Here is a 23506-nt window from a genome sequence, read left to right as displayed (position 1 = left end):
CCCAGTAATCTATTCTTAAAGGAGTTTTCACGAATGACCAATCATATAAAAAAAATTCGGATGCTCGAACCGACGCATCCAACCAAGGCAACCGGTGTTTTCAAAGGAGAAGCTTCAGGCTTCCTCCTTTGGAACGATATTCAGTATGAAAAATTCTATGATACCTATACACAGCTCATCAATAACTTTTGGAAGCCTTCGAGCGTGAACATGATTCAGGATAAAAAGCAGTGGGGCGAATTGGATGAAGATATCCAGGACGCTTTTCTCGATATCCTTACGATGATTGCTGGAATGGACAGTCTTCAAACGCCCACTTTAGTAGAGATCCTTCGGTACATCAAAGATCCGGCGGCAAAAGCTATCCTGGCCAACATGGCCCAGCAGGAATCGATCCATAATGAGTCTTATTCCTATATCCTTGCTTCCTTGATCCCGGTAGGCAAGCAAAAACAGCTTTTCGACCGCATTAAAGAACATCCTGAAGTGATTAAGCGTAACCAACCGATCGTTGATGCTTATCAAACGTTCGTGGACGATCCCAGCCCTCAGCATTTATTCGAGGCACTGATCCATTCAACGAACCTTGAAGGGATTTATTTCTATCTGGCTTTCGCCTTTTATTATAATTTAGGACGCCAAAATCTAATGACCGGTTCCGCTACGATGATATCCTATATTCATCGCGATGAAATGGTCCATTTCGATTTCATTGGCATGCTCGTTCAAATCTTGATGTATGAATATCCTGAGTTAAATAATGAAGAAAACATGAAGTTCATCTATACAACGATTGAAAAGGCAGTCGAACTCGAAAAGGAATGGTCTGAATATATGCTCGAAGATATCCAAACGAAAGCCGATCTCGATTTGGAAGAATTCAATGAGTACATCGAATATATCGCCAACAAACGGTTACGTATGCTAGGCCTTGAAAATTTGTATAAAGAGTATGGCGAGAACCCGATGCCATGGATCAAAACGTTCGATGATGAATCCATCGGCCTTACCAAAACCGATTTCTTCGAACAGAAGTCAAGGACTTACAGTCAAGTTAATGCCAGCAATGGGTTCGATGAGCTGTAAAATTGCCATTGTCTATCATTCTGCCGGCGGCAATACAAAAGCGCTTGCCGAAGCCCTCGCTGCCCTTTTACCTGAGGCTTTCCTATATCGAATGAATGAATTCGATTTACGTACATTGCCGGATTATGATGCATTGATCGTCGGCACCTATACATGGGGCAATGGGGAGCTTCCCGCTAAATCAGCTGCCTTTTATAAAGAACTGGAACAGTTGCCTATTGCTTGCCTGAAAACGGGAGTCTTCGGCACTGGCGAAACCAACTATAATCATTTTTGTGGGGCGGTCGATCATTTCCGGGACATGCTATTTGCCAAGAGCCAGTTATTGGTGACATTGAAGATAGAACAGATGTATCAAGAATCAGACCTGCACAGACTTCAAAAGTTCGCCTCGCTATTCCAGAACTGACTGAAAGGGGATATGCGTTTTCGCATATCCCCTTTCAGTGTTTTTTTTAAAACTCGGCTCCCTCAATCATAGCAACGGTAAGCATGAAGTATAATGGAGAAAAAAGGAGATGATATCCAATGACTGAGAATGTAACACAGTTCCTGCCTATCCTTTTCATGCTAGTGCTTGTCGCATTCGTTATATTCATCGTGTTTTTCCTGTCAGGGCATTTTAATCGTACTAAACGGATCGAAGAAAAATTGGACAAAGCATTAAAGGAAATCGCCGAAAAAAAGGAAAAATAAAAAGACTCCAAAATCGGAGTCTTTTTTTTATATGCGTTCAATTATTTTTGAACGTTAGCAGCTTGTGGTCCACGAGCGCCTTGCTCGATTTCGAAAGAAACTTCTTGGCCTTCTTCAAGCGTTTTGAAGCCTTCACCTTGGATAGCTGAGAAATGTACGAATACATCGTCTTGGCCTTCAACTTCGATGAAACCGAAACCTTTTTCTGCGTTAAACCATTTTACTTTACCTTGTACCATGATAGTTCCTCCTGTGTTTGGAAAAATCCATTTTATTACTATTTTTGGTTCTGGATAATGTTTCAAGAGGAATCCTATTACAGTAAATCCTTCTATCAAACTTTTCCGAACAAAAATAATTACTCATATTATATCATGGAAAATCCTAAAAAAACAAGATTATCGCCGGAAATCAACCGACAAATTATCCTAAAATTCTACATATTCCTCTTCTTGCTTTGTCGGAAGCCTTCGTCCAATAAGTAGCGCTCCGCCTCAACCGGACTTTCGAAACATTCCTCAAGATTCGACCCTGAATAAACATTCCAAAGCAGGTCTTCCTTTTGAAGTGTAAGCTCTTGCTTTTCAGGGCCAATCCATGCCCCTTCCAACCTAGCGAACTCGTTTTCCTCTTCTTCGATTTCAGCCGGAGGTTCAGATAGGTAATCCACGCTTCTTTGGATCAATTCTTTTAATTCCGCTTCATTATAGTCACGTATATTGATAAACCCTTTACGGTCAGTGTCTTTTTTTCTCATATGCCCTGCGTAAACGAACCCATTTCCATTGGGATGCAAGTGCTGAACGACGATCTTTTTCTCCTGGACGCTATCTGGATAATGGAAGTTCACACGTCCCAATGAAACGTCTTTTCGCTGTAATTCCGGAAAAGTTTCAATGATGCTCAATTTTTCTTCAAATGTTAACAAATTTCTTCCTCATTTCATTAGTTCATATTGTTTGTCGATTATAACACAGACTGATTAGAAACAATAATCCCCCTCTTCCATTATAATGTAATGAAAAGGAGTGATAGGATTTGATCATGAGAATTCGGGACCTGGAATCAGACTATGGCCAGCAGCTATTTAAACTGCAGAAAGAATCCTATAAGGTGGAAGCGGAAATGATCGGTTTTGCCGATATACCTCCTCTATTGGAAACATAAGAACAATTCATACATTGCCATGAAACGTTTTTATGCTATTTAAAGGGTTATGCCTTAGCTGGTGCCATATCTTATACAAAAGAGAATGGCCAAATGCTGATTTGCCGAATGATCGTCCATCCTGATTATTTTCGGCAGGGTATTGCGGACGCATTGTTGCATGCTCTTCAATTACACGTCGACTGGGAAAAGATATCCGTTTCGACCGGTAAAATGAACCTGCCCGCACGAAACCTTTACGAAAAAAACGGATTCACCCATAAAGAGGACGTAGAAGCCGCACCTCGCCTATCCATAAGCATTTACGAAAAACAGCATTCATTTTATGTATGTCACGATAAAAAGCATAATGAATGAAATGACAATGATTACGGCAACCCATAGCCAGGCCAATGTCATATTCCCGGAGTCCATGGCGATATAAATCGCGGTCGGTATGGTTTGTGTCTGTCCGGGAATGTTTCCGGCAAACATGAGTGTGGCCCCGAATTCCCCCAACGCACGCGCAGAACTTAAGATGGCACCTGTGACAATTGATTTGACCGCCAATGGGAGGGTTACAAACAGGAATAACCTCCACTCGCCGGCCCCGTCAACCCTTGCTGCATTTTCAATTTCTTCATCTATACCTTCAAAGCCCGTTTTAGCCGATTGGTACATTAGCGGAAAAGCTACCACTGTAGATGCAATGACCGCAGCCCACCAGGTGAACATCAAGGGCTGGTCAAAAACCCTTTCAATGAATTGTCCCGGCAGTCCATTCTTGCCAAAAATCACGATCAATAAAAAACCAACGACGGACGGCGGCAAAACAAGCGGCAATAAAAACGCTGTTTCCAACAGGACTCTTCCCCTGAATTGCTTTTTAGCCATCATTCGCGCCAGGAAAATCCCTAAAATGAAAACAAGGATACCCGCTAGTCCCGCTACTTGTATCGATAGCCTGACTGGTGACCAAAAATCCCCTGTCATGATACTTCTCTCACACCACTATTAAATATCGGCATATGCAGGTCCTTATTCGGTTTCATTACCCAAACCGGTTCTTTTTCATTAAAGGCAGATTTCATTTCATTTTCTCCCTTTCCTTTTAAAATAACATTTAAGTTTATTTTTCTTGACATCTTGCTGACACAAAGAAACGTTAAAGTAAGAGTATCACAAATATAAAAATAATTTCATTCCAATAAACTTGAAAACTTTGAAGGAGTCGATTTTAATGGTAACAATTTATACTACTCCAAGCAGTTTAGCCTGTCGTAAAGCAAAAGCTTGGCTTAAGAAGAACGAAATTTCCTTTAATGAACGTAACCTATATTCCCAACCTCTTTCTATAGAAGAAATAAAAGAGATTTTACGTAAAACGGAAGGCGGGACAGATGAAATCATCTCAACCCGTTCCAAAAAATTCAAAAGCCTGAATATCGATATAAATAATACACCGCTTAATGATCTTTGCAAGCTTATTCAAGATAACCCGGATTTACTTCGCCGGCCAATCATTTTCGATCATAAGAACTTGCATGCAGGATATAATGAAGAGGAAATGGGACGCTTCCTTCCAAGGAAGGTCCGTCATGTACAATTATGGCGGGCAATCAGCCAATTAGCTTAATTAGTTAGCATTCTGCATAATAAGAGGGTTGTCCATTACCAGGACAACCCTTTTTTATATTTGATCCGCTTTTTCTATGACAATCGTGAAGATGGTGCCTTGTTCATTACTATCCTTAAGCACAAGATCTCCCTTTTGCGCTTTTGCGAGCATCTTACTGAATGGCAGTCCCAAACCTAAACCGCGTACCTTCAACTTTTTGTTTTCGCCTCGATAAAATGGTTCGAACACATATTGCTGTTCATGCTTGGGAATCCCCCGCCCGCTGTCCAGAACATCAATGCAAATTCGTTCTTCATCCTTTTCATAAAGATGAATCGCTATTTTCCCTTTGCCGTCAAGTGCATGTCTGGCATTATTCAAAAGGTTAATGACGATTTGCTGCATCCGCAAAGAATCAATTTGACCAAAGACCGGTTCATCAGGAACTTTTATTTCAAAAGCGAACGCTTGATCATCATCTTGGGTCACCTGCCAGCGATAGGCGATTTCCTTGATGAATATATTGATATTCTCTTTTTGCACCCGGATTTTAAAAGCGCCTGCCGAAATGGCATTATAATTGAGTAAATCCTCTATCATACCTTGTAAACGCTGAGTTTCCTTTAAGGAAATATCGAGGAATTCCTTACTTTGCTCTCCCTTGACGACATCATCCTTCACCGCTTGTATCAGTCCGCTAATGGAAGTGACAGGCGTTTTCAAATCATGGGTTACGCCCGCGAGCAATTCCGCCCGCAACTTCTCCATGACCTTCAATCGATTGGTCATTTCCTTAAATGATTCTATCAGTTCATAGATTTCTTCTTCCTTGATTTCCTCTTCCTCTTTGAAATGGATATCATAGTTGCCTTCACGAACCTGGACCGCGGCGTTAGCTACGTCTTGGATGGGGCGCGAAATCTGCCTGGAAAGAAAATAAATGACGCCCGTTCCGAGAATCAGAAGTCCTCCAATCATGATCGCCAACAAGCCATGATCTTGGTTGATTTCCTTCAATGCCCCTTCTTCCTGGGCGATGACCACCCAGCCTCTCGTCTCATCATTGAACGTAATGGGGGATTTAACGACATATACTTTATTATCGGAAATCTTGACCTTCTGGACCAACTCCGTATTTTTCATGATGACGTCCGGGAGTTTATTTTCATCCGGATCGATATACAACTGTGGCATCGTATATATGATGGTGGCATCGGGATCGACGATATAGATGATTGGCTGTTGATTCAGATGGAGGATTTTCTCCCGTTCCTCAACAATTTCCGAAAGGATCGGGCCAACGACAATCTGGCCATTTTCCTTAATCGCCCGATCAGATGTTTCATCCGCTAAGTACTTTAGAAGGCTGAGCCTATATTCCAAAGCCGTTTTTTCCATCCACCATAAGGAAAAAACAGATAATAATATCAAACCGGAAATCAAGGTCAATACGTATCTCTTTGTCCAATAGCGTTGTAAAGTGGTTCTTTTTTTAGTTTTCATAGACACTCAATTGATACCCCAATCCACGCAATGTTTTTATTTCCCCCTCAGTTACCGGCCATGCATCTATCGCCTTCCTGATTCGTTTGATCGCCAGGTCCACCGCACGGTCACTGCCGTCATAATCCATGCCCCACACCTGGTCGAGTAGCTGCTCCCTCGTGAAAATTTGATTAGGGTGCTTAGCGAAAAAAACGAGCAGAGACAAATCACGCGGCGTCAAGTTTATCTCTTCCCCATTCAAATGCACCATATATGACAGATCATCGATGGTTAAACTCCCAAACTCGTGTACATGACCATCTTCCGTAGCAACCGATGATGATGATCTTCTTAAAACGGCATGCACCCGGGCCACGACTTCTTCAGCAACGAAGGGTTTGGAGATGTAATCATCCGCACCTGACTTAAATCCTGATAATCTGTAATCGACGTCTGTCAGTGCAGTCAACATGATAACCGGACATGTATCGTCCTCACGAATTTCCTTCAATATATCCCAGCCTTCCTTACCCGGCAGCATGACATCTAGCAGGACAAGGTCTGGCTTCGTTTCTTCAAACATTGGAATGGCCTTTAGCCCATCGTAAACTTGGACTACATCAAAACCTTCCCGCTCCAAATATGCTTTCAATACCATCGATATGGCAATTTCATCTTCTACTACAAGAATTTTCTTCATATATGGATTCCTCCTTCCTGAATTATAGTGGAATTATTTTGTATATGCTAACTATTAAAAAACACCAAGCCTTTTCCCTCAATTTTACCCTTTTTATGTGTCAGGATTATGTTCGCAGTAAAATTAACCGGTGTTTTCACTTCGTAACTTTGTGTAAGTGATCTCGATTCATTTTAACAGGAATGCCGCTACATGATCGTAAAAATCATACAGAAAAACTATGAGCTCCTCATTACACTCTAAAGAGGCTGGCTCTAAACTGAGCCAGCCCTTTTCAATTACATGTCTCGTGTGGATTTGGACAACCCGCTTCCTGCCTTTCCACTTGGATCGTGCTATGTTCAATTCCAAACTGATCATGAAGTAGTTTTTGCGCTTCTGCTAAAACTGAATCGTGATTACCGTTCTCATCTATGACAACATGGCAGCTCATTGTCAAAAAACCAGAGGTGATCGTCCAGATATGGAGATCATGGACATCGGATACACCATCCAATTCCAGCAAGGATGCTTTCACTTCATCTATATCGACTTGGTCTGGTGTGCCCTCCATCAAGATATGGAAAGAATCCCTCACTACCCTAAAACCGCTGATAATAATTAAAATCGCGACTATGACGCTCGCAATCGGATCTGCAATTCCCCAATCGAAAAAATAAATCAAGAGTGCGGCCGCAATGGCACCCACAGATCCAAGCATATCACCAATGACATGTAAAAAAGCACTTCGCACATTCAGATTGTCTTCCTTATCTCCGCTCATTAAAATCCAGGCGGCAATGACATTAACAAGTAAGCCGATGATTGAAATCATTAGCATTCCCATGCTTTGAACCTCAGGAGGATCCAGGAACCTCTTAATTGCCTCTGCGAAAATGAATACGGATATGACGATCAATGTCAATCCATTCAAGCAAGCAGCAATGATCTCAAACCGTTTATACCCAAACGATTTGGACGATGTCGCTTTCCTTTCCCCCAACCTTATCGCTGTATAACTAAGCCCTAATGCTGCCGCATCGCTAAGCATGTGACCTGCATCCGACAGTAAAGCCAGACTATTTGTCAAGAATCCCCCAATGACCTCGACTATCATAAATGTGGAGATTAATAAGAAAGATGCCAACAATGCTTTTTTATTGTTAGAATGGTGGTGGTGTCCGTGCCCATGATCATGGGAGTGACCATGATGATGTCCCATGCCATCCCTCCTCTCGATTTGAAACTTATATATAGTATGGAATAAATCCAGAATGGTTTCAAATGATTCACTTCCGGGATTCACTGGCTGTAAAAAGAGCGATCAAACGGGCAGGAAGTGAGTTTTTACGAAATATAAAAATCGGCCTTCAATCAATTCAAAGTAAAAATAAACGCTACAGACATTTCCTGCAGCGTTTTCCCCGTTTATTTTTCCTCTTGCATCGTATCATCGACAATGGCAAACAGATCCTTATTAAACAATTCATCATTACAGACAAGACTATGCCGTTCCATCTCTTCCTGCTCTTGAATTACCTGTTCATTTTCCTTCATGACCTACCTCCAGCTTCATGATGTTTGCCTATTAGCGTATCCGCAGGCATGTACCTTTATGCTCAACATTTCCCTATACTTCATCTTTTATAAACGTCTTAGGCCTGCTGCCCGCCATGGAAGGCACGTATAATGAATTCTTTCTCTGGAACTTGTAAGCTCTGGTACGATGACAGGAACGATGTATTATCATAGGCCACTTTTTCAAGCTTTACCTGAATACCCGCATTTTCAATTGAAACAATGGCAAAAGGAGCAACTGGTTCACCATTACAGCCAAGAGAGCCAGGGTTCAGGAATATCGTTCGGTCATTTTTATAAAGGTGGATAGGATGATGGTGTCCGAATCCTATTAAATCGTGATGCTGATCTTTGAAAAGCATTTCCAAGTTATTTAAACTCGGTTCAACGATTTTACTATATGGATTTTGGCTTATGTGCTCATCCAATTTCTTCGATTCCATGTGATAATGAGTGAAGAAAACGGAGTGATCATTAATGATATGATGTATGGTTCGAGGCAATTTTTCCAATTCATTTATGAATTTCCGCTGCATCCTTTCAGCTATCCATTCATGATGCTCCTTAACATGAATATGTCCGTCCGGATGCGGCTCCCCGTTAATGATGGCCAGGACAGCTTCATCATGATTTCCAGTTATCATCGACAAATCATTTCTTGAAAATAAAAGTTCAAGGACTTCATTTGTATCCGGGCCAATCCCAACCATATCTCCCAAACAATAGAGACGATCTATTTCTTCCCTTTTGTCAATATCCTTAAGGACGGCTTTTAACGCTGAAGCATTACCATGCACATCCGTTATAATGGCAACTTTCATGACTTAGTTCAGCTCCCTTCCTTCACAATCCACATGGTATATTATAACATTTAAAACGAAATCAAAAAAATATTCGGGCTTAATCCCTTGATTTGCCCACGCCCATTTTTTATGAATAAGCAAACACTTCGGCCTAGAATACATAGTATGAAGTATTCCCGGTAAAGATGTTTTGCTAGGTATGTAATTCATAATATATATGAGGAGGAAATCAAATGGGTGGAAATGGTAACGAATGTTGTGGCGGCGGTTTCGATAACGGATTCGCATTGCTGATCGTATTATTCATCTTGCTGATCATCATTGGATGCAGTTGGGGATTCGGCGGCGGCTTCGGCGGCGGCTGCTAATAATGACATAAATCAAAAAGGCGCCTGACCATGGCGCCTTTTTTGTTATGGATTGACTTTTTAGTTTTTGTTTTTACTATTCCAAAGAGGCTTTCCCTCTTCAAACTTTTATTACATAATACGAGGCCAAAATTTCAGATGTTAACCTAGGGAAAACCTTCTTCTAGACATGAACGGATGGCAAATTAGGTACCTTCCGCACTCAAATCATAAAAGGGGCAGAGAGCCTGCTCAATCCATCCTCCATATGTTTTTTCGCATCTTTCATCATGCCATCAAGTAATTCCTTTACCGTGGGTATATCGTCAATCAATCCGGCAACCTGGCCGCTGTTCATAAAACCATTGGTAACATCCCCGTTCATCGCTCCATTAATATGATGAACTTCAGAGGTCATTTCACGATAATTCACGGGAGACAGTCCCTGCTTCTCCATATCCAGCACTTTCTCGGTATATGGGTCCTTCAATACCCTCCTGACCTGTCCAAATGATCTGCCCAAAATTACCGTATCATTGCCCATCGCTTCGATTAGTTTCTGCTTATATGATGGGTGGAACGGTGCTTCTTGTGTAGCAATCAGCCTGGTTCCCAATTGGACGCCTGAAGCCCCCAGCATCAACGCAGCTGCCAACCCCTGCCCATTGCCTATTCCGCCAGCGGCCAAAACGGGAAGCGTCACATGCTTGCTGATTTGCGGAATGAGTGTAAACGTCGTCATTTCCAGGTTCGAGTTGATGCCGGCAGCTTCAAACCCTTCTGCGACCAGCACATCTCCCCCTGCATCTTGCGCTTTTTGTGCGTGCTTGACCGACGCAACGATGGCAATCACTTTTATATTCTTATTTTTTAATAGTGGAATGAAAGGGGCAGGATTCCCTGCAGATAAGGAAACTACAGGTATATCATGCTTCAGGACAAGATTCACTAACTCATCTGTATATGGACTAACGTTTATTGGAATGTTCAACGCAAAATTGTTATTGGTTTTATCTTTGGTTTCGAGAATGATGGCTTCTACCTGTTCAGGAATCATGGTACCGCACCCTATTGTTCCCAGGCCCCCTGCATTGGATACTGCAGCCGCTAGACTTGCATTGCTTATATTCCCCATACCGCCTTGAATAATTGGATATTTTATCGCAAAAAGTTCACAAATATATTTCACTTTCATCCCTCCCAGTCAATTTAATGTTATACTATATTCATTAGAAAAACAATTCTGACTTTTTAAAAAAAGGAGCGAGACTATGATTATTCCGTACAATAATAAAAAACCATCCATTGATGATACCGTTTTCGTGGCACCGGGTGCTCATTTAATCGGTGATATTTCGATTGGGAAAGAATCGACCATTTGGTTCAATGCGGTACTGCGCGGTGATGAAGATTCAATTACAATAGGAGAAAAATGCAGTATTCAAGATAACTCCACCATTCATTTATTTGAAGGATGCCCGGTTGTCATTGAAGATGAAGTGACGGTCGGTCACAATGTCATCCTGCATGGTTGTAAAATAGGCAAACGATCCATTATTGGTATGGGTTCCACGATATTGGATAATGTAGAGATCGGCGAAGAATGCATCGTCGGAGCGAACACATTGATTTCCTCTGGCAAAATCATACCTCCGCGTTCATTGGTCATTGGTTCCCCGGGGAAAGTGGTTCGCCGTTTGAATGATAAAGATCTTGAATTGATCCAACTTTCCATCGATACATATGTTCAAAAAGGGAAAGACTTCAAGATGATACTTGATTAATTATTGCAAGGAATTTGAAAAGAGCTTCGGCAAGTCGTCGTTAACGGCTGGCCGAAGCTCTTTTTCACTTAATGATAAGTGGATGGTCCTTGGCATCATAGGTTTCATCTTTCCGGCATAAATCATTGTTTTCCTGAAATACGCTTTCAAAGAAACGGCTTGCTGGTTCAGCCAAGACTTGATAATATTGGCTAAATAAAAGAGCAGCATGATTCCCATTCCACTTAGAAGGCAGAAGTTCCTTTGGCAGGCCCGGATCGATGAATAAAAATTTACGGTATTCATGCACCAAGTTCGTTCGTTCCACAAAACAATCTGCATCGGACATTTCGCCCCTGCTAATGATGCTTTGATGAACGATGAATTGTTTACTGTATTTCTCGATGAATTCTTCATATTTATTTTCAATCTCTTCTAATTGCCAGCTCTTCTCTACAAGCGATTGGTTTTCTTTTGGACCTTTGTACTCCGAGATGAAAAAATCAACATATTCATCTATGTCATATTTCTCGATCAAGCGATTGATTTGCTTCTCCAAATCATTGGGGGAAATCCAGCAACCACTTGAAAAACTGCCAAATCCGCTCCATAATAATTCTTTGCGGAGATCATCCCGTAATTGCCGCTTATCTTCAGGGATCGTGTACATTAAGATGCGCCATTTACCGTCCCATTCATTCGGTTTCATCTTATATATGCGATTGGCCGCTTCATCCATTCTCTGCACACCGCGATCAGTCAAAAAATAATAGCTTTTATTTCCCTGCTTCTCTGACTGAATCCACCCTTGCTTGACCATTCGTGAAACGGCTACACGAACGCCCTGCTCATTATGGCCGAATTCCTTTAACAAACGAATTAAACTGCCTATCCAGATTTTACTTCCATAGTTACGGATATAATCGCCGTATATCGTAAAAATCATGGATTGTGTATTAGTACCTATCTTTCTCACCTCGTCCTAACATTGTTACTATTTTCACACGGAAGACATAATAATTATTATATCTTTTTAAAATGAAAGCGCAATATTATTCACCAGTAAATCGCGCTTTTCTCCGTTCACTAAATGCCAGGAGCGCTTCCGATCTATCTTGAGTCGGAATGGTCAATTCATAGGCTTTTCCTTCTATAGCCATTCCCGTTTGCAAGTCCGTATTCATTCCTTGGTCAATCGCATATTTGGCTTGTTTGACTGCAATCGGCCCATTCTTCATGATATTGGCTGCCAATTCCTCACAGGCTGACATAAGACGATCCCTTGGCACGACCTTCAAAAGGATCCCTAATTGACATGCTTCTTCCGCAGTCAATTTTTTAGCGGTGAAGATCAATTCCTTCGCCTTCATTTCCCCAATCAATCTCGGCAGCCGCTGTGTCCCGCCTGCTCCCGGAATAATGGCCCAGCTAGTTTCAGTGAGCCCCAAAGAAACACCTTCCGCAGCAATTGCAAAGTCACATGAAAGCAGCCATTCAAATCCTCCCCCCAATGCATATCCATTGACGGCAGCCATTGTCGGCTGCGGAAGCCCTGCGATACTATTAAAAACATCGCGAATCGCTTTAACGTTCCTTCTTACTTCGGCATCATTCAAAGACTTCCTTTCTTTCAAATCCGCTCCCGCGCTGAATGCTTTTTCCCCTGCACCGGTGAAAATGACGACACGAATATCGCCGTCATAATAAACGGCATCGATGACTTCCTGCAGTTCACAAAGTGTCTCATAGTCGAAGCAGTTCAATACGTCGGGCCGATTCACTGTTATATACCCGATTTGATTTATCACTTTATAAATAACCTTGGACATGAGTCTCCTCCCCTTTTGAAAAAGTGACCCCTTATGCAGATAAAATTAATAAGGGCCATACGCATAATCATTCTTTGTCAATATTTTCTATAATGGCGGATATGCCTTGGCCGACGCCTACACACATCGTCGCAAGGCCATAGCGTACTTTCCGCTTTTTCATTTCGTGGACGAGTGTTGTTAAAATACGCGCCCCGCTTGCACCGAGCGGATGGCCAAACGCTATTGCACCTCCGTTGACATTCACTTTCTCCTGATCCAATTTCAATTGGCGGATGCACTCCAAGGATTGGGAAGCAAATGCTTCATTCAATTCCACCAGCCCGATGTCTTCAATCTTCAAACTTGCCCTCTCCAATGCTTTTTTAGTGGCATGAATCGGGCCAAGGCCCATAATGGACGGTTCCAAGCCCGCTACCGCCCCTACAACATATTTGGCCAGAGGCTTCAATCCAAGCTCCCGTGCTTTTTCTGCACTCATCAAAAGCAGTGCCGAGGCTCCATCATTTACACCTGAAGCATTACCGGCGGTTACAGTGCCGCCTTTAAAGATCGGTTTGAGTTTTTCCAGCTTTTCGATGGTCGTGTCAGGACGAGGGTGTTCATCTTTATCGAAAATGACCTCACTCCCTTTTCGATCCTTATATCGAACAGGTACGATTTCATTAATGAAACGCTCATTTTCCACTGCGTTTTTCGCCCTTTGCTGGCTTTGATAAGCGAATTGATCTTGGTCCTGCCTTGAAACAGAAAAACGCAGGGCGACGTTTTCAGCCGTTTGAGGCATGGAATCCGCACCATACATTTCTTTAAGTTTCTCATTCGTGAAACGCCATCCGATCGTTGTATCCTGAAGCTCCATTGAACCCCGCGGAAATTCACTCTCAGGTTTGGCCATGACGTACGGAGCCCTTGTCATGCTTTCAGTACCCCCTGCGATATAAATATCGCCTTCACCGACTGCAATGGAGCGTGCTGCATACATGACGGCATCCAATCCGGATCCACATAAACGATTTATTGTCGTTCCAGCTACATTTACCGGAAGACCAGCTAAAAGGGCGGACATCCGGGCCACGTCGCGATTATCCTCTCCCGCTTGATTTGCATTCCCGAAGATGACATCTTCAATTTGATCAGGCGGCAGCTCTGGATTGCGATCTATCAGCGCCTTGATTACAATTGCGCCGAGATCATCCGGGCGAACGCTTTTCAATGCGCCTTTATATCTTCCGATTGGTGTTCTCACAGCATCAATGATCACAACATCCTTCATTTCCTCACCAGCTCGCCATCTTTTGTATAATCGTACACACCTTTACCAGACTTACGGCCGAGCCTGCCAGCTTTAACATACTGTTCAAGGAGGGGAGCCGGGCGGTATTTCTCACCCAGTTTACTATGTAAATATTTCAAATTATTCAAACGGGCATCCAATCCCACCAAATCACCTAGCTCAAATGGTCCCATTGGGTAATTCAGCCCTAACTTTATTGCCTTATCGATTTCTTCTGGTGTTCCTAAGCCTTCTTGAAGCATAAAGAACGCTTCATTACCTACCAAACAGCTGATCCTGCTTGTAACAAACCCAGGGAATTCATTTATGACCACGGTCTCTTTCCCCATTTTTTCGGCTACCTCTTTTATTATGGCTGCCGTTTCATCGCTTGTTTCAAGACCACGTACAATTTCAACGAGCGGAATCTTTTGTACAGGATTGAAAAAATGCATGGCAATCGTTTTTTCGGGACGCTTTCCATAAGAACCAATTTCTGTCGGACTCATCGTGGAAGTATTGGTTGCAAAGTAACAATCTTCTTTTGCATGGACTTCAATCGTTTCGAAGACTGCCCTCTTGATTTCCGCCTTTTCCGGAACTGCCTCTATGATCAAGTCGGCATATGCTGCTGATTCTTTCAGATTGGCAGAATAGGTAAATCTGCTTTTTGCAGCTGCCGCTTCTTCCTCGGTAATTTTTTGGTAGCGCAAACCCTTTTCAAAAATGGAATCGATTTCGTTTCTTGCACTTTCCAAAGCATCCTGATTCACATCCACCAATACTACATTAAAGCCCCCTATTGCTCCTACATAAGCTATTCCCCTACCCATGACACCAGATCCGACAACCACTAGATTACTAATCATTCGTTCATTCCTCCTTCAAAAATAAATAGGGCTGGCTGCGGATGAATCAGATCAGCATTCAACCATACCTGAATTACTTTTCCGACATACCGTTCAGCCAGCCGTCTATTTTTTTGTTTTATTGAATTCCAAAGGGATTTAAGGGACGGCTTCCATGATAGGAAATGATGCTTTTCGTTTCTGTATAAAGATCAAGTGTCTCAATGCAAAGTTCCCGGCCGAATCCTGACTGTTTATACCCTCCGAAAGGTGTTCCAGGAAATGCGGAGAATGGGCAATTCACCATGACGATTCCCGCTTCTATTTGATTGGCCACTCTAGTCGCACGCCCGCCATCTTTTGTCCAAAGGGCTGAACCCAAACCGAATTCCGTATCATTCGCGAGCCTCACAGCTTCTTTTTCATCTTTGAATTTCATTATGACAACGACCGGCCCGAATATTTCCTCTTTCACTACATCCATTTCATGATTGACATTCGCTATGACCGTCGGCTCATACCAATAACCGTTTTCGAAACCTTCAATGACCGCCGGCTTTCCTCCCGTCAGGATCTTCGCTCCATCAGTAATGGCAGATTGGACATAATTGTCGATGACATCCAATTGCCCTTGATCTATGACTGCACCGATGTGTGTTTCTTTGTCGAGCGGATTGCCCAATTTCAATTTTTTCGTCTTTTCTACGAATCTGGCAACGAACTCATCGTATATGTCTTCGTGAACGTATAAACGGGATCTAGCTTCGCAAGACTGCCCAGTATTATAGAAAATTCCATATAATGATCCATCGATGGCTGCTTCAAGATCTGCATCTTCAAAAACAATATTAGGGGACTTGCCGCCAAGCTCCAATGTGACCCTTTTTAATGTCTGTGAAGCCTTGCCCATAAGATCTCTGCCGATTGGCGTAGAACCCGTGAAGGCCACCTTATTCACTTTCGGATGCTGAACAAGGTAATTCCCTACGTCCGATCCAGGACCTGGAATGATATTGACCACGCCTGAAGGAACACCTGCTTCTAAACAGATTTCCCCTAAAACAATGGCCGTCAGCGGCGTTAACGAGGCTGGCTTAACGATTACTGAACAGCCAACCGCGATTGCAGGTGCAATTTTCCACGCTGCCATCATCATAGGGTAATTCCATGGGATGATTTGGGCACAAACGCCTACTGGCTCTTTTTCCGTATAGTTATGGAATTGACCAGGCACATTATTCACAGATCCGCGGTGTGCAACTAACGCTCCTGCATAAAACTCGAAATCTTCAATTGCCTGCATGACTTGGCCTTGCGCTGCAGAAATGGATTTGCCGCTGTTCAGGACTTCCAATTCAACCAATTCATTAAAGCGTGAACGCATGATCGCTGCAATTTTGTTCAAAACACGTGAACGTTTGTTAATCGGAGTCCTCTTCCATTTCCCGTTATCAAATGCTTCACGTGCAGCTTGAACAGCCTTTTCTGCATCTTCCTTGGTCGCCTTTGCAACCTTGGCAATGATTTCACCAGTCGCAGGATTGTACGCATCAATCGTGGAACCATCCGAGCTTTCCACTCTTTCCCCATTAATGATCAGATGATAATAATCACGCTTCATTTCCGCTTTTTCAAATGCCGCCTCTTGTACTCTAACCATGTAATCCCACTCCCTTTTCTATATTACTTGCCTATGAAATGAGCTTTCCTTTTTTCAGCGAATGCTGCCACACCTTCTGCATAATCCTTCGTTAAGCCAGCAATGCGCTGACCCTCCGCTTCTTCTTTTAAGTATTCTTCCAATGAAAGATGATAGGACGCCTCTAAGTATCTTTTGATTAATCCGATTGCCTTCGTTGGTTTGTTTGCGATATTCTCTGCAAAGGCTTTCAAATGCTCGTTCCACTCATCCACACCGATCACTTTTGTAGCGAGCCCGATATTTTTCGCCTCGCCAGCCGTAACCTTTTCGCCCAATAAAGATAATTCCAGGGCTTTCGCATGACCAACGATTCGCGAAAGGTAATACAGATTCCCCGAATCAGGAATCAATCCGATATTGACAAAGGCATTTAAAAAACTGGCTTTTTCAGAAACAAGCCGAAAATCGCATGCCAGCGCCAGGCTGAAGCCAGCACCTGCAGCCACTCCATTGACTCCTGCAATGATCGGTTTTTCACAGTTTGCTATTTGCTCCATCATCGGACCGTAATCCTCACGCAGCTTCTGGCCTAAATTCATGCCCTCATCAACATCCGATAAATCCTGCCCCGAACAAAATGCCCTGCCTGCCCCAGTAATGATAATGGCCCGGACTTCATCTGCCCCCGCGGATATTTTGATCGCTTTCTGTATTTCCTTATTCATTTGTGACGTAAAGGCATTTAGTTTATCAGGACGGTTCAAAGTAAGCCAAGCCACTCCATTTTCAACACTATATTTGATCGTTTCGTACATAGAGCACCCCTTATCCGCCTGTGAATTTTGGCTCCCTTTTTTCAACAAATGCTTTCATTCCTTCTTTTTGGTCCTCTGATGCGAAAAGGATATAGAAATTCTTCCGTTCAAATTGCATGCCCTCATTTAAGGGATAATCAACGGCCTTATTGATGGATTCTTTGATCAGCCTTACAGCTAACGGGGGTTGCTTTGCTATCTTTCTAGCAAAATCAACCGATTCTTCCATTAACAATTCAGGTGCCACGATCTTATTAATGAAACCATATTGCAGGGCTGTCTTTGCCTTTATCCTTTCAGCCGTCAATATCCATTCAAGTGCCTTCGTCTTGCCTACCAATTTCGTCAACCTTTGGGTTCCTCCTGCACCAGGCATGACCCCTAGTGTCACTTCAGGAAAGGAAAACTGGGTATCGCTGGCGGCAATCAGGAAATCACAGGATAAAGCAAGTTCAAAACCACCGCCGAATACAAAACTTTTCACCGCACCAATCACAGGCTTCTTGACTAGGCTTATTCGGTCCCAATCGGCAAATTGGTTCGTTAACTCCATACTGATTGGATCATCGTTCACCATCTCGTCAATATCAGCTCCAGCGGAAAATGCTTTTCCATTGCCCGATAGCAAAATCACCTTCACTTGTGGGTCCCGGTCGAATTCTTCCATGGTTGAAACTATTTCCCTAACCATTATCCTGTTAAGGGCATTAAGTTGCTTCGGCCGATTTAAAGAGATATAACCAATTCCATCCGCGATTGACGTTTCGATGAATTGAAGCGCATTCATTTTATTTCTTCACCGATCATCATAGTTACAAGTTTCCCGGCAAAGCCCATTAGGTCTTTCCCTGATGCTTTTCCTTCCGGGGAACGCATTCCTTTTTGCAATGCATCATGGTCTTCATAATACATTTCACAAAGAATATAGTACTCAGAGTCTTTGCCCATTGGGGTCCCTACAATTTTAGTGACCTCCATTTTTTGAAGACCAGGAATTTTTTCCGTTATCGGGCCATGTACATTGAAATAGTGCTCATCGAACTCTTCCTTGTTTTCAGGTTGTTTGTATAGGGCGATTAACTTTACCATTTTATAACCTCCATTTTATTAGATTAGTTTTATCATCGGTTTCATCGCTTCGAACGGATTTTTGCATGCTTTACAATATAAAATGCTGCGGCAGGCCGTAGGACCGAAGATATTTTCCATCGTTACATATGTCGATTCACAATATGGGCAGTCCACATGCCATGATCCATCACTTTTCATTTGTCGAGGAGGAGGGGAGATTCCGAAAACCTTCAATCCAGCTTTCCCCTTTTCCGTGATTCGATCGGATGTCCAGGAAGGGGAACGTAAAAATTCCACACTTACATTTTTTACGGCAGGCAGCTGTTTAAGGGCTGTTTCCACATTTTTTTGAATGATCGACAATGCCGGGCACCCTAGAAAAGTTGGCAGCATTTTTACCGAGACGTCCTGGCCCGAAACCGTCACGTCTTCAACCATCCCTAAATCCAAAATACTTACTGTATCGATTTCGGGATCTTTAACGTCTTCCAGGAGCTTATATATTTCTTCTGTGTTTAACTGTACGGTCGACATGGTACCCCTCCCCTTTCTATTGAATTACCATGAAGCTGCTTTATCTGTTGCGTACACTTCACTTAATGTTTTTAGCGCCTTTTCCAAATCTTCCGTATGCTGGCCATTACGGCCATCACCTCTTGCCATGCCTATTTCAATAGTTGTTGCCAAGCCTACACTTTCAAAAATAGGGGTAATGGCCTCGAACCATTTTTTCTGTAAGTCAGCTTCGCCCTCTATCAAGCCGAGCTCAACCATTTCCTCCCCATATTGTCCCAGTGAAAATACGCCAGCAAAATCGGGCATTGTTTTTCCGATCGCCGCTTTCATTCTCGAAACCGCTTCCAAGTGACCAGATCCCAGCAATTGGACGAACCAGGTTTTCCAGTGCATCAAATGATAGTAAAGTTCCATCTGTACCTTTTGTGCCACTTCAGCAAGCGGTTCATATGAACATGAATGAAGGGATTGAACCTTAATTGCTTTGGCTTGTGTATAAAAATAATTCCGCACTACCGCAAACGCCCAATCATAATCCGGGTCTTTCATATAGTGACCAGGACCATTGACCAATTCGAGAATGATCGCATTGCGCCGTTCCTTGGCGGGACGGTCATGAGCCAGCTTATCCGCATCCCCTTCACCGAGTTCATCAAGCAACTTATAATAAATGGCTGCATGCCCCATCGTGTCTTGGGATATCGAGGCGGATGCAACATCTTCTTCGATATGCGGTGCGAGTCCCAACCATTCTGCACCACGGTATGAATGGATGAAGTCATCGTCCGCCAGTTGAAGCAGCAATTCCTTGATTGCGATGTCCTTCAATGATTCATTCCTCATTTTTCACACCTCCAGCCCAAGACATTATCTCTTTTTCATCGAGCATTCCCTGCTCATACTTCCGCCATTTTTTCTTTAAATACCCGTACCCTTTTGTGGTCCTATAGTCTTTATTATCGATACGTTGAAGCGTTTTCTTTTCCTCGGCCGTCATTTTCCGTATATTCCGTCTTTTCACGACCCAGATATCATCAACCGCTTCACGTCTCATGAAGTTTTCTTGTGCCATCATGATGGCGATATCCTCATTCGGCGCCAGCAGGCTGAAGTGGTATTGAACGGGTGATGATTGCGTTTTACGGCTGAATACTTCAAATTCTTCAAAGTAATTTCCTTGTCTAGTTTCCATATCGTCCTCCCCCTCCCTTAAATGACCTTTGGCGCCAATGCCTCGCGTACCCATTTATTTTTTTCATAAGAATTTCTTCGAAGACTTAAGCGATCCTGCGAACGGGGACCTTCATTCCTTGCGAACACCTTCAATTTCCCCCAATCGGGTTGTTGGTAAATCCAGGTTTCAGACTCTTTGTCAAACCTAAGCGTTTCATCTGGAATGCTGAAGCCAAGTGAAAGGATCCGCTTCACATATTTGGAAAAAAAAGCTTGTCGAAGTTCTTCATTCGTACTGGTTCTGATTTTGTACTTAATCGTTATATCCTGTTTGGATGTGCCCACTTCTTTCTTACTGGGAGGTCCAAAGAAAAGCAATAAAGATTCCCACCAATAATTGATGGAGTCTTGAACCAATTTCCTTTGTTCTTCCGTCCCTTCAGCCAAAGCCATGATTATCGCTTCACCATGCTGCGCGTGAAAAACTTCTTCCGCGCAAATCCTCTGTAATGCCCGGGCATAAGGCCCGTATGAGGCGCCAAGCATGTTCGTCTGGGAAATGATGGCTGCACCATCAACCAGCCAGCCAATCAATCCAGCATCGCCCCAGGATTTGGCTTCCATATGGAAAACATTATGAAACTTTAAATCTCCTTTAAACAAATCTTGCATGAGGTCATCCCGTTTTTTACTGTAAGGCTTTAGCAAATCCTCGGCGACCCGAAGCAATAATTGCCCATGCCCCATTTCATCCTGCACCTTTGCCATGATTCCAAGTTTCCTATTTAAAGTCGGGGCTTTAGGTACCCATTCCTTTTCTGGAAGCGCCCCCATGATTTCACTGATTCCATGCATCGATATTAATTTGATTAAAGTGCCCCGGTATTCTTCCGGCATCCAATCATCCGCCTCTATCTTTTCTCCCGCTTCGATTCTGGCAATGAATTGATTTAGCTTTTCTTCTCCTGCCATATCATTTAAAAGAACGTTCATCCAAATCACCTCTTTTTTCAAATATAACGTTTATATAACGTTATTATATTTTACCGTTATACTTAATGCAAGACTATTCTGTCTTTTTTAAAAATAAAAGGAAATTTTCTGGGTTTCTTTGAATCTTTTAATCCACTAAAACTTTAAAGGGAGAAGTTTCCACTTTGATAGAATCTGTCGGACAACCCTCCAACGCATCATCCAGATCATCAAATAAACCTTCCGCGACCTCTGCAGTTCCTTCATTTTCATCCAGGATGACAAATGCCACTCCCTCATCATTATAATCAAAGATTTCAGGTGCAGCGGCACCGCATGCAATGCAGGTTTCTTGATCCACAACTGTATATTTTGACAAGAGGCCCTCCTCCTTCTCCATTTCATGATTGGCTCCATCTTCTCTTCCATTAAGAGATAAACCCATATTTAAACACGATGGCATCCGCTTTATGTATGGCGTTTACTTGTTCAATTTCTTCAGCTCCACTTATTCCAATCGATACTTCAGCTGGAAAGAACTGAACGATAGAATCGTCGGTTTCAACATGCATTTTCATGGTATCGAATTTATAAACGAATGACTTCATCCTTCCGCTTATCAACGACACGAATCGCTTTTCCTTCTGATCGGGGAATGCTTTTTGGGATGTTGACAACAATATCCATCGTGACAAGACATGCGGACTTCAAATGATGCTGAATCGTTTTCCTTAATATCTCTACATTCCCATGCGTTAAGTCTTCTTCAATCTCCCTGTAGAAACCGCTTTCAATTTCAATATGCAGTTCAACACCGTCCATATTTCCCTTCTTAACCAGATGAATCTGATAGTGCGGCACAATTCCCTCCATTTGGAATAACACACGCTCTATTTCAGATGGAAATACATTCACTCCCCTGACTATGATCATATCATCCGTTCTGCCCTTAACACGGGACATTCTAGTTGTCGTACGCCCGCATTTACACGGTTCATGTGTAATTGAGGCGATGTCACCTGTACGGTAACGAATGATTGGAAGCGCTTCCTTTGTAAGGCTGGTAAAGACAAGTTCCCCATCTACGCCGTCCTCAACCCGTTCAAGCGTGTCCGGGTTAATGACCTCGACAAGAAAATGGTCTTCTGCGATATGGAGTCCATCCTGTGCTTCATGACATTCAATCGCCACTCCCGGCCCCATGATTTCACTTAATCCGTAAATATCGATGGCTTTCAAGTTCAGTTTCCTCTCAAGTGTTGCCCTCATTGCCTCCGACCATGGCTCAGCTCCGAAAATCCCATACTCAAGCCCATTATCAGCAGGATCGATTCCCATCTCTTCCATCTTTTCAGCGATATTCAAAATATAAGTAGGGGTTCCGCAAATGCCTCGCGGTTTAAAGTCATTGATGATCGTAATCTGCCTATCGGTATTCCCCCCTGAAATGGGTACTGTCGCAACTCCTAGCTTTTCTGCCCCGCAATGCAAGCCCAGGCCCCCTGTAAACAGACCATATCCATATGCGTTATGGAAAATATCTGACTTGCGGCCTCCTGCAGCTACAATTCCACGTGCGACGATTGTTGCCCAGTTTTCCAAATCATTTTTTGTATACCCGACAATTGTAGGCTTTCCGCTCGTTCCGGATGAACCATGAATGCGTGTTACATCCTCCATCGGAACGGCAAATAAACCGAATGGATACTGATCACGAAGCGTCTGTTTTTTTGTAAAGGGAAGCTTTATCACATCGTTTAGAGTTTGAATATCTTCTGGTTCCAGGCCCATCTCTCTAAATCTTTCTCTGTAATAAGGTACATTTTCATAAACATGGCTAATCGTTTTTTTAAGGCGTGCCATTTGTAGACTTTCCATTTCAGCACGCGAAGCCGTTTCAACTTCCGGATTGTACATTTTTTTCAGTCCCCCTCAATTTTACTATTGTCCAACCGACATTCATAACGGTAATAAAACGGATATTAAATTACTGTTATGATTTAGTTCAAGATTAATACGTCATTTCTACGTTGTCAATAATGTTTTTATAATTCAGATAAAATGGATGAATAGACAAAATACTAATTTACTAAATTTTCAGACTATGTTACTTTTAACAATGATATATCATTTTATCAAACACTCGTTTTAAAAGCGTGCTAC

Annotated in this window: 32 protein-coding genes; 8 read left to right on the top strand and 24 right to left on the bottom strand. The window is 42.7% G+C overall.

What is annotated here, in order from left to right:
- Positions 1-33: 33 nt before the first annotated feature.
- From ACZ9AO_RS07210 to ACZ9AO_RS07200, 3 genes are all read left to right on the top strand, one after another.
- Positions 34-1086 (top strand): ribonucleotide-diphosphate reductase subunit beta, encoded by a 1053-nt coding sequence (locus ACZ9AO_RS07210; RefSeq protein WP_476108769.1) that lies wholly within the window; start codon positions 34-36, stop codon positions 1084-1086.
- Positions 1058-1495: a flavodoxin domain-containing protein gene (locus ACZ9AO_RS07205; protein WP_476108768.1), complete on the top strand. Its 438-nt coding sequence runs from the start codon at positions 1058-1060 to the stop codon at positions 1493-1495. Before ACZ9AO_RS07210 ends, ACZ9AO_RS07205 begins: the two co-directional genes overlap by 29 nt.
- 119 nt (positions 1496-1614) lie before the next feature.
- Positions 1615-1782, top strand: coding sequence for a hypothetical protein (locus tag ACZ9AO_RS07200; RefSeq protein WP_153246079.1), 168 nt, complete (start codon positions 1615-1617; stop codon positions 1780-1782).
- A 41-nt stretch (positions 1783-1823) separates the two neighbouring features.
- On the opposite strand, the gene ACZ9AO_RS07195 is transcribed toward ACZ9AO_RS07200, so the two are convergent.
- Both ACZ9AO_RS07195 and ACZ9AO_RS07190 read right to left on the bottom strand, forming a co-directional pair.
- A complete protein-coding gene (locus tag ACZ9AO_RS07195) occupies positions 1824-2021 on the bottom strand; it encodes a cold-shock protein (protein ID WP_028393295.1) in 198 nt (65 codons plus the stop codon).
- 197 nt (positions 2022-2218) lie between these two features.
- Positions 2219-2710 carry a hypothetical protein gene (locus tag ACZ9AO_RS07190; protein WP_034314870.1) on the bottom strand — a complete coding sequence of 164 codons (492 nt, stop codon included), beginning with the start codon at positions 2708-2710 and terminating at the stop codon, positions 2219-2221.
- Positions 2711-2820: 110 nt separating this feature from the next.
- On the opposite strand from ACZ9AO_RS07190, the gene ACZ9AO_RS07185 reads away from it, so the two are divergent.
- Complete coding sequence (locus ACZ9AO_RS07185) at positions 2821-2949, top strand: hypothetical protein (RefSeq protein WP_476108767.1); 129 nt, start codon at positions 2821-2823, stop codon at positions 2947-2949.
- A 9-nt stretch (positions 2950-2958) separates the two neighbouring features.
- Positions 2959-3306, top strand: a complete 348-nt coding sequence (locus tag ACZ9AO_RS07180) for a GNAT family N-acetyltransferase (protein ID WP_476108834.1) — start codon at positions 2959-2961, stop codon at positions 3304-3306.
- Here ACZ9AO_RS07180 and modB read toward each other — a convergent pair.
- On the bottom strand, positions 3268-3921 hold the full coding sequence (modB, locus tag ACZ9AO_RS07175; RefSeq protein ID WP_048678036.1) for a molybdate ABC transporter permease subunit: 654 nt from the start codon (positions 3919-3921) through the stop codon (positions 3268-3270). The genes ACZ9AO_RS07180 and modB overlap by 39 nt on opposite strands.
- Positions 3922-4168: 247 nt before the next feature.
- On the opposite strand from modB, the gene spx reads away from it, so the two are divergent.
- Complete coding sequence (gene spx / locus ACZ9AO_RS07170) at positions 4169-4564, top strand: transcriptional regulator Spx (protein WP_034314875.1); 396 nt, start codon at positions 4169-4171, stop codon at positions 4562-4564.
- A 54-nt stretch (positions 4565-4618) separates the two neighbouring features.
- Here the strand turns inward: spx and ACZ9AO_RS07165 are convergent, their stop codons facing one another.
- From ACZ9AO_RS07165 to ACZ9AO_RS07145, 5 genes are all read right to left on the bottom strand, one after another.
- Positions 4619-6049 carry a HAMP domain-containing sensor histidine kinase gene (locus ACZ9AO_RS07165; protein WP_207118124.1) on the bottom strand — a complete coding sequence of 477 codons (1431 nt, stop codon included), beginning with the start codon at positions 6047-6049 and terminating at the stop codon, positions 4619-4621.
- Positions 6039-6731, bottom strand: a complete 693-nt coding sequence (locus ACZ9AO_RS07160) for a response regulator transcription factor (protein ID WP_251543524.1) — start codon at positions 6729-6731, stop codon at positions 6039-6041. The genes ACZ9AO_RS07165 and ACZ9AO_RS07160 overlap by 11 nt, the downstream gene beginning before the upstream one ends.
- 274 nt (positions 6732-7005) lie before the next feature.
- Complete coding sequence (locus ACZ9AO_RS07155; RefSeq protein WP_476108766.1) at positions 7006-7932, bottom strand: cation diffusion facilitator family transporter; 927 nt, start codon at positions 7930-7932, stop codon at positions 7006-7008.
- 206 nt (positions 7933-8138) lie between these two features.
- The gene (locus ACZ9AO_RS07150; protein WP_260088715.1) at positions 8139-8267 is read right to left on the bottom strand and encodes a hypothetical protein; all 129 of its coding nucleotides are present in this window, start codon (positions 8265-8267) and stop codon (positions 8139-8141) included.
- A gap of 98 nt (positions 8268-8365) precedes the next feature.
- Entirely contained in the window at positions 8366-9109 is a 744-nt protein-coding gene (locus tag ACZ9AO_RS07145; protein WP_476108765.1) for a metallophosphoesterase family protein, read from the bottom strand.
- Between the two features lie 215 nt (positions 9110-9324).
- Here ACZ9AO_RS07145 and ACZ9AO_RS07140 point away from each other — a divergent pair, with 215 nt between their 5' ends.
- Complete coding sequence (locus ACZ9AO_RS07140; RefSeq protein WP_065421098.1) at positions 9325-9459, top strand: YjcZ family sporulation protein; 135 nt, start codon at positions 9325-9327, stop codon at positions 9457-9459.
- 202 nt (positions 9460-9661) lie between these two features.
- Here the strand turns inward: ACZ9AO_RS07140 and ACZ9AO_RS07135 are convergent, their stop codons facing one another.
- Positions 9662-10627, bottom strand: coding sequence for an NAD(P)H-dependent flavin oxidoreductase (locus ACZ9AO_RS07135; protein ID WP_476108764.1), 966 nt, complete (start codon positions 10625-10627; stop codon positions 9662-9664).
- 82 nt (positions 10628-10709) lie between these two features.
- On the opposite strand from ACZ9AO_RS07135, the gene ACZ9AO_RS07130 reads away from it, so the two are divergent.
- Complete coding sequence (locus ACZ9AO_RS07130; RefSeq protein WP_251543515.1) at positions 10710-11222, top strand: gamma carbonic anhydrase family protein; 513 nt, start codon at positions 10710-10712, stop codon at positions 11220-11222.
- Between the two features lie 64 nt (positions 11223-11286).
- Here the strand turns inward: ACZ9AO_RS07130 and paaX are convergent, their stop codons facing one another.
- From paaX to ACZ9AO_RS07055, 15 genes are all read right to left on the bottom strand, one after another.
- The gene (paaX, locus tag ACZ9AO_RS07125) at positions 11287-12168 is read right to left on the bottom strand and encodes a phenylacetic acid degradation operon negative regulatory protein PaaX (RefSeq protein WP_095391064.1); all 882 of its coding nucleotides are present in this window, start codon (positions 12166-12168) and stop codon (positions 11287-11289) included.
- A gap of 85 nt (positions 12169-12253) precedes the next feature.
- Positions 12254-13030: an enoyl-CoA hydratase-related protein gene (locus ACZ9AO_RS07120; RefSeq protein WP_095390983.1), complete on the bottom strand. Its 777-nt coding sequence runs from the start codon at positions 13028-13030 to the stop codon at positions 12254-12256.
- Between the two features lie 67 nt (positions 13031-13097).
- Entirely contained in the window at positions 13098-14306 is a 1209-nt protein-coding gene (locus tag ACZ9AO_RS07115; protein ID WP_476108763.1) for an acetyl-CoA C-acyltransferase, read from the bottom strand.
- Positions 14303-15175, bottom strand: a complete 873-nt coding sequence (locus ACZ9AO_RS07110; RefSeq protein ID WP_476108762.1) for a 3-hydroxyacyl-CoA dehydrogenase — start codon at positions 15173-15175, stop codon at positions 14303-14305. The genes ACZ9AO_RS07115 and ACZ9AO_RS07110 overlap by 4 nt, the downstream gene beginning before the upstream one ends.
- Positions 15176-15293: 118 nt before the next feature.
- Complete coding sequence (locus ACZ9AO_RS07105) at positions 15294-16814, bottom strand: aldehyde dehydrogenase family protein (protein ID WP_048678761.1); 1521 nt, start codon at positions 16812-16814, stop codon at positions 15294-15296.
- A 23-nt stretch (positions 16815-16837) separates the two neighbouring features.
- Positions 16838-17611: an enoyl-CoA hydratase-related protein gene (locus tag ACZ9AO_RS07100; RefSeq protein WP_476108761.1), complete on the bottom strand. Its 774-nt coding sequence runs from the start codon at positions 17609-17611 to the stop codon at positions 16838-16840.
- A 10-nt stretch (positions 17612-17621) separates the two neighbouring features.
- Positions 17622-18398, bottom strand: a complete 777-nt coding sequence (locus ACZ9AO_RS07095) for an enoyl-CoA hydratase/isomerase family protein (protein ID WP_048678754.1) — start codon at positions 18396-18398, stop codon at positions 17622-17624.
- Positions 18395-18700: an EthD family reductase gene (locus ACZ9AO_RS07090; protein ID WP_251543505.1), complete on the bottom strand. Its 306-nt coding sequence runs from the start codon at positions 18698-18700 to the stop codon at positions 18395-18397. The genes ACZ9AO_RS07095 and ACZ9AO_RS07090 overlap by 4 nt, the downstream gene beginning before the upstream one ends.
- Before the next feature lie 18 nt (positions 18701-18718).
- Complete coding sequence (paaD, locus tag ACZ9AO_RS07085) at positions 18719-19216, bottom strand: 1,2-phenylacetyl-CoA epoxidase subunit PaaD (protein WP_054397354.1); 498 nt, start codon at positions 19214-19216, stop codon at positions 18719-18721.
- Positions 19217-19240: 24 nt separating this feature from the next.
- Positions 19241-20041 carry a 1,2-phenylacetyl-CoA epoxidase subunit PaaC gene (gene paaC / locus ACZ9AO_RS07080; protein WP_476108760.1) on the bottom strand — a complete coding sequence of 267 codons (801 nt, stop codon included), beginning with the start codon at positions 20039-20041 and terminating at the stop codon, positions 19241-19243.
- Positions 20031-20390 carry a 1,2-phenylacetyl-CoA epoxidase subunit PaaB gene (gene paaB / locus ACZ9AO_RS07075; protein ID WP_034314912.1) on the bottom strand — a complete coding sequence of 120 codons (360 nt, stop codon included), beginning with the start codon at positions 20388-20390 and terminating at the stop codon, positions 20031-20033. Before paaB ends, paaC begins: the two co-directional genes overlap by 11 nt.
- A gap of 17 nt (positions 20391-20407) precedes the next feature.
- A complete protein-coding gene (paaA, locus tag ACZ9AO_RS07070) occupies positions 20408-21364 on the bottom strand; it encodes a 1,2-phenylacetyl-CoA epoxidase subunit PaaA (protein ID WP_034314915.1) in 957 nt (318 codons plus the stop codon).
- A 127-nt stretch (positions 21365-21491) separates the two neighbouring features.
- Positions 21492-21722: a ferredoxin gene (locus ACZ9AO_RS07065; RefSeq protein ID WP_251543497.1), complete on the bottom strand. Its 231-nt coding sequence runs from the start codon at positions 21720-21722 to the stop codon at positions 21492-21494.
- Positions 21723-21771: 49 nt separating this feature from the next.
- Positions 21772-21951 carry a hypothetical protein gene (locus tag ACZ9AO_RS07060; RefSeq protein ID WP_476108759.1) on the bottom strand — a complete coding sequence of 60 codons (180 nt, stop codon included), beginning with the start codon at positions 21949-21951 and terminating at the stop codon, positions 21772-21774.
- Positions 21932-23260 carry a phenylacetate--CoA ligase family protein gene (locus ACZ9AO_RS07055; protein WP_251543492.1) on the bottom strand — a complete coding sequence of 443 codons (1329 nt, stop codon included), beginning with the start codon at positions 23258-23260 and terminating at the stop codon, positions 21932-21934. The genes ACZ9AO_RS07060 and ACZ9AO_RS07055 overlap by 20 nt, the downstream gene beginning before the upstream one ends.
- Positions 23261-23506 lie beyond the last annotated feature (246 nt).

Source organism: Peribacillus sp. TE19612 (assembly GCF_056279465.1).
This window is presented reverse-complemented; position numbering and strand designations above follow the sequence as displayed.

Coding starts and splice junctions, on each gene's coding strand:
- ACZ9AO_RS07210 (WP_476108769.1), top strand. CDS start 34: ATGACCAATCATATAAAAAAAATTCGGATGCTCGAACCGACGCATCCA.
- ACZ9AO_RS07205 (WP_476108768.1), top strand. CDS start 1,058: ATGCCAGCAATGGGTTCGATGAGCTGTAAAATTGCCATTGTCTATCAT.
- ACZ9AO_RS07200 (WP_153246079.1), top strand. CDS start 1,615: ATGACTGAGAATGTAACACAGTTCCTGCCTATCCTTTTCATGCTAGTG.
- ACZ9AO_RS07195 (WP_028393295.1), bottom strand. CDS start 2,021: ATGGTACAAGGTAAAGTAAAATGGTTTAACGCAGAAAAAGGTTTCGGT.
- modB (WP_048678036.1), bottom strand. CDS start 3,921: ATGACAGGGGATTTTTGGTCACCAGTCAGGCTATCGATACAAGTAGCG.
- spx (WP_034314875.1), top strand. CDS start 4,169: ATGGTAACAATTTATACTACTCCAAGCAGTTTAGCCTGTCGTAAAGCA.
- ACZ9AO_RS07165 (WP_207118124.1), bottom strand. CDS start 6,049: ATGAAAACTAAAAAAAGAACCACTTTACAACGCTATTGGACAAAGAGA.
- ACZ9AO_RS07160 (WP_251543524.1), bottom strand. CDS start 6,731: ATGAAGAAAATTCTTGTAGTAGAAGATGAAATTGCCATATCGATGGTA.
- ACZ9AO_RS07155 (WP_476108766.1), bottom strand. CDS start 7,932: ATGGGACATCATCATGGTCACTCCCATGATCATGGGCACGGACACCAC.
- ACZ9AO_RS07150 (WP_260088715.1), bottom strand. CDS start 8,267: ATGAAGGAAAATGAACAGGTAATTCAAGAGCAGGAAGAGATGGAACGG.
- ACZ9AO_RS07145 (WP_476108765.1), bottom strand. CDS start 9,109: ATGAAAGTTGCCATTATAACGGATGTGCATGGTAATGCTTCAGCGTTA.
- ACZ9AO_RS07140 (WP_065421098.1), top strand. CDS start 9,325: ATGGGTGGAAATGGTAACGAATGTTGTGGCGGCGGTTTCGATAACGGA.
- ACZ9AO_RS07130 (WP_251543515.1), top strand. CDS start 10,710: ATGATTATTCCGTACAATAATAAAAAACCATCCATTGATGATACCGTT.
- ACZ9AO_RS07120 (WP_095390983.1), bottom strand. CDS start 13,030: ATGTCCAAGGTTATTTATAAAGTGATAAATCAAATCGGGTATATAACA.
- ACZ9AO_RS07115 (WP_476108763.1), bottom strand. CDS start 14,306: ATGAAGGATGTTGTGATCATTGATGCTGTGAGAACACCAATCGGAAGA.
- ACZ9AO_RS07110 (WP_476108762.1), bottom strand. CDS start 15,175: ATGATTAGTAATCTAGTGGTTGTCGGATCTGGTGTCATGGGTAGGGGA.
- ACZ9AO_RS07105 (WP_048678761.1), bottom strand. CDS start 16,814: ATGGTTAGAGTACAAGAGGCGGCATTTGAAAAAGCGGAAATGAAGCGT.
- ACZ9AO_RS07100 (WP_476108761.1), bottom strand. CDS start 17,611: ATGTACGAAACGATCAAATATAGTGTTGAAAATGGAGTGGCTTGGCTT.
- ACZ9AO_RS07095 (WP_048678754.1), bottom strand. CDS start 18,398: ATGAATGCGCTTCAATTCATCGAAACGTCAATCGCGGATGGAATTGGT.
- ACZ9AO_RS07090 (WP_251543505.1), bottom strand. CDS start 18,700: ATGGTAAAGTTAATCGCCCTATACAAACAACCTGAAAACAAGGAAGAG.
- paaD (WP_054397354.1), bottom strand. CDS start 19,216: ATGTCGACCGTACAGTTAAACACAGAAGAAATATATAAGCTCCTGGAA.
- paaC (WP_476108760.1), bottom strand. CDS start 20,041: ATGAGGAATGAATCATTGAAGGACATCGCAATCAAGGAATTGCTGCTT.
- paaB (WP_034314912.1), bottom strand. CDS start 20,390: ATGGAAACTAGACAAGGAAATTACTTTGAAGAATTTGAAGTATTCAGC.
- paaA (WP_034314915.1), bottom strand. CDS start 21,364: ATGAACGTTCTTTTAAATGATATGGCAGGAGAAGAAAAGCTAAATCAA.
- ACZ9AO_RS07060 (WP_476108759.1), bottom strand. CDS start 21,951: ATGAAGTCATTCGTTTATAAATTCGATACCATGAAAATGCATGTTGAA.
- ACZ9AO_RS07055 (WP_251543492.1), bottom strand. CDS start 23,260: ATGTACAATCCGGAAGTTGAAACGGCTTCGCGTGCTGAAATGGAAAGT.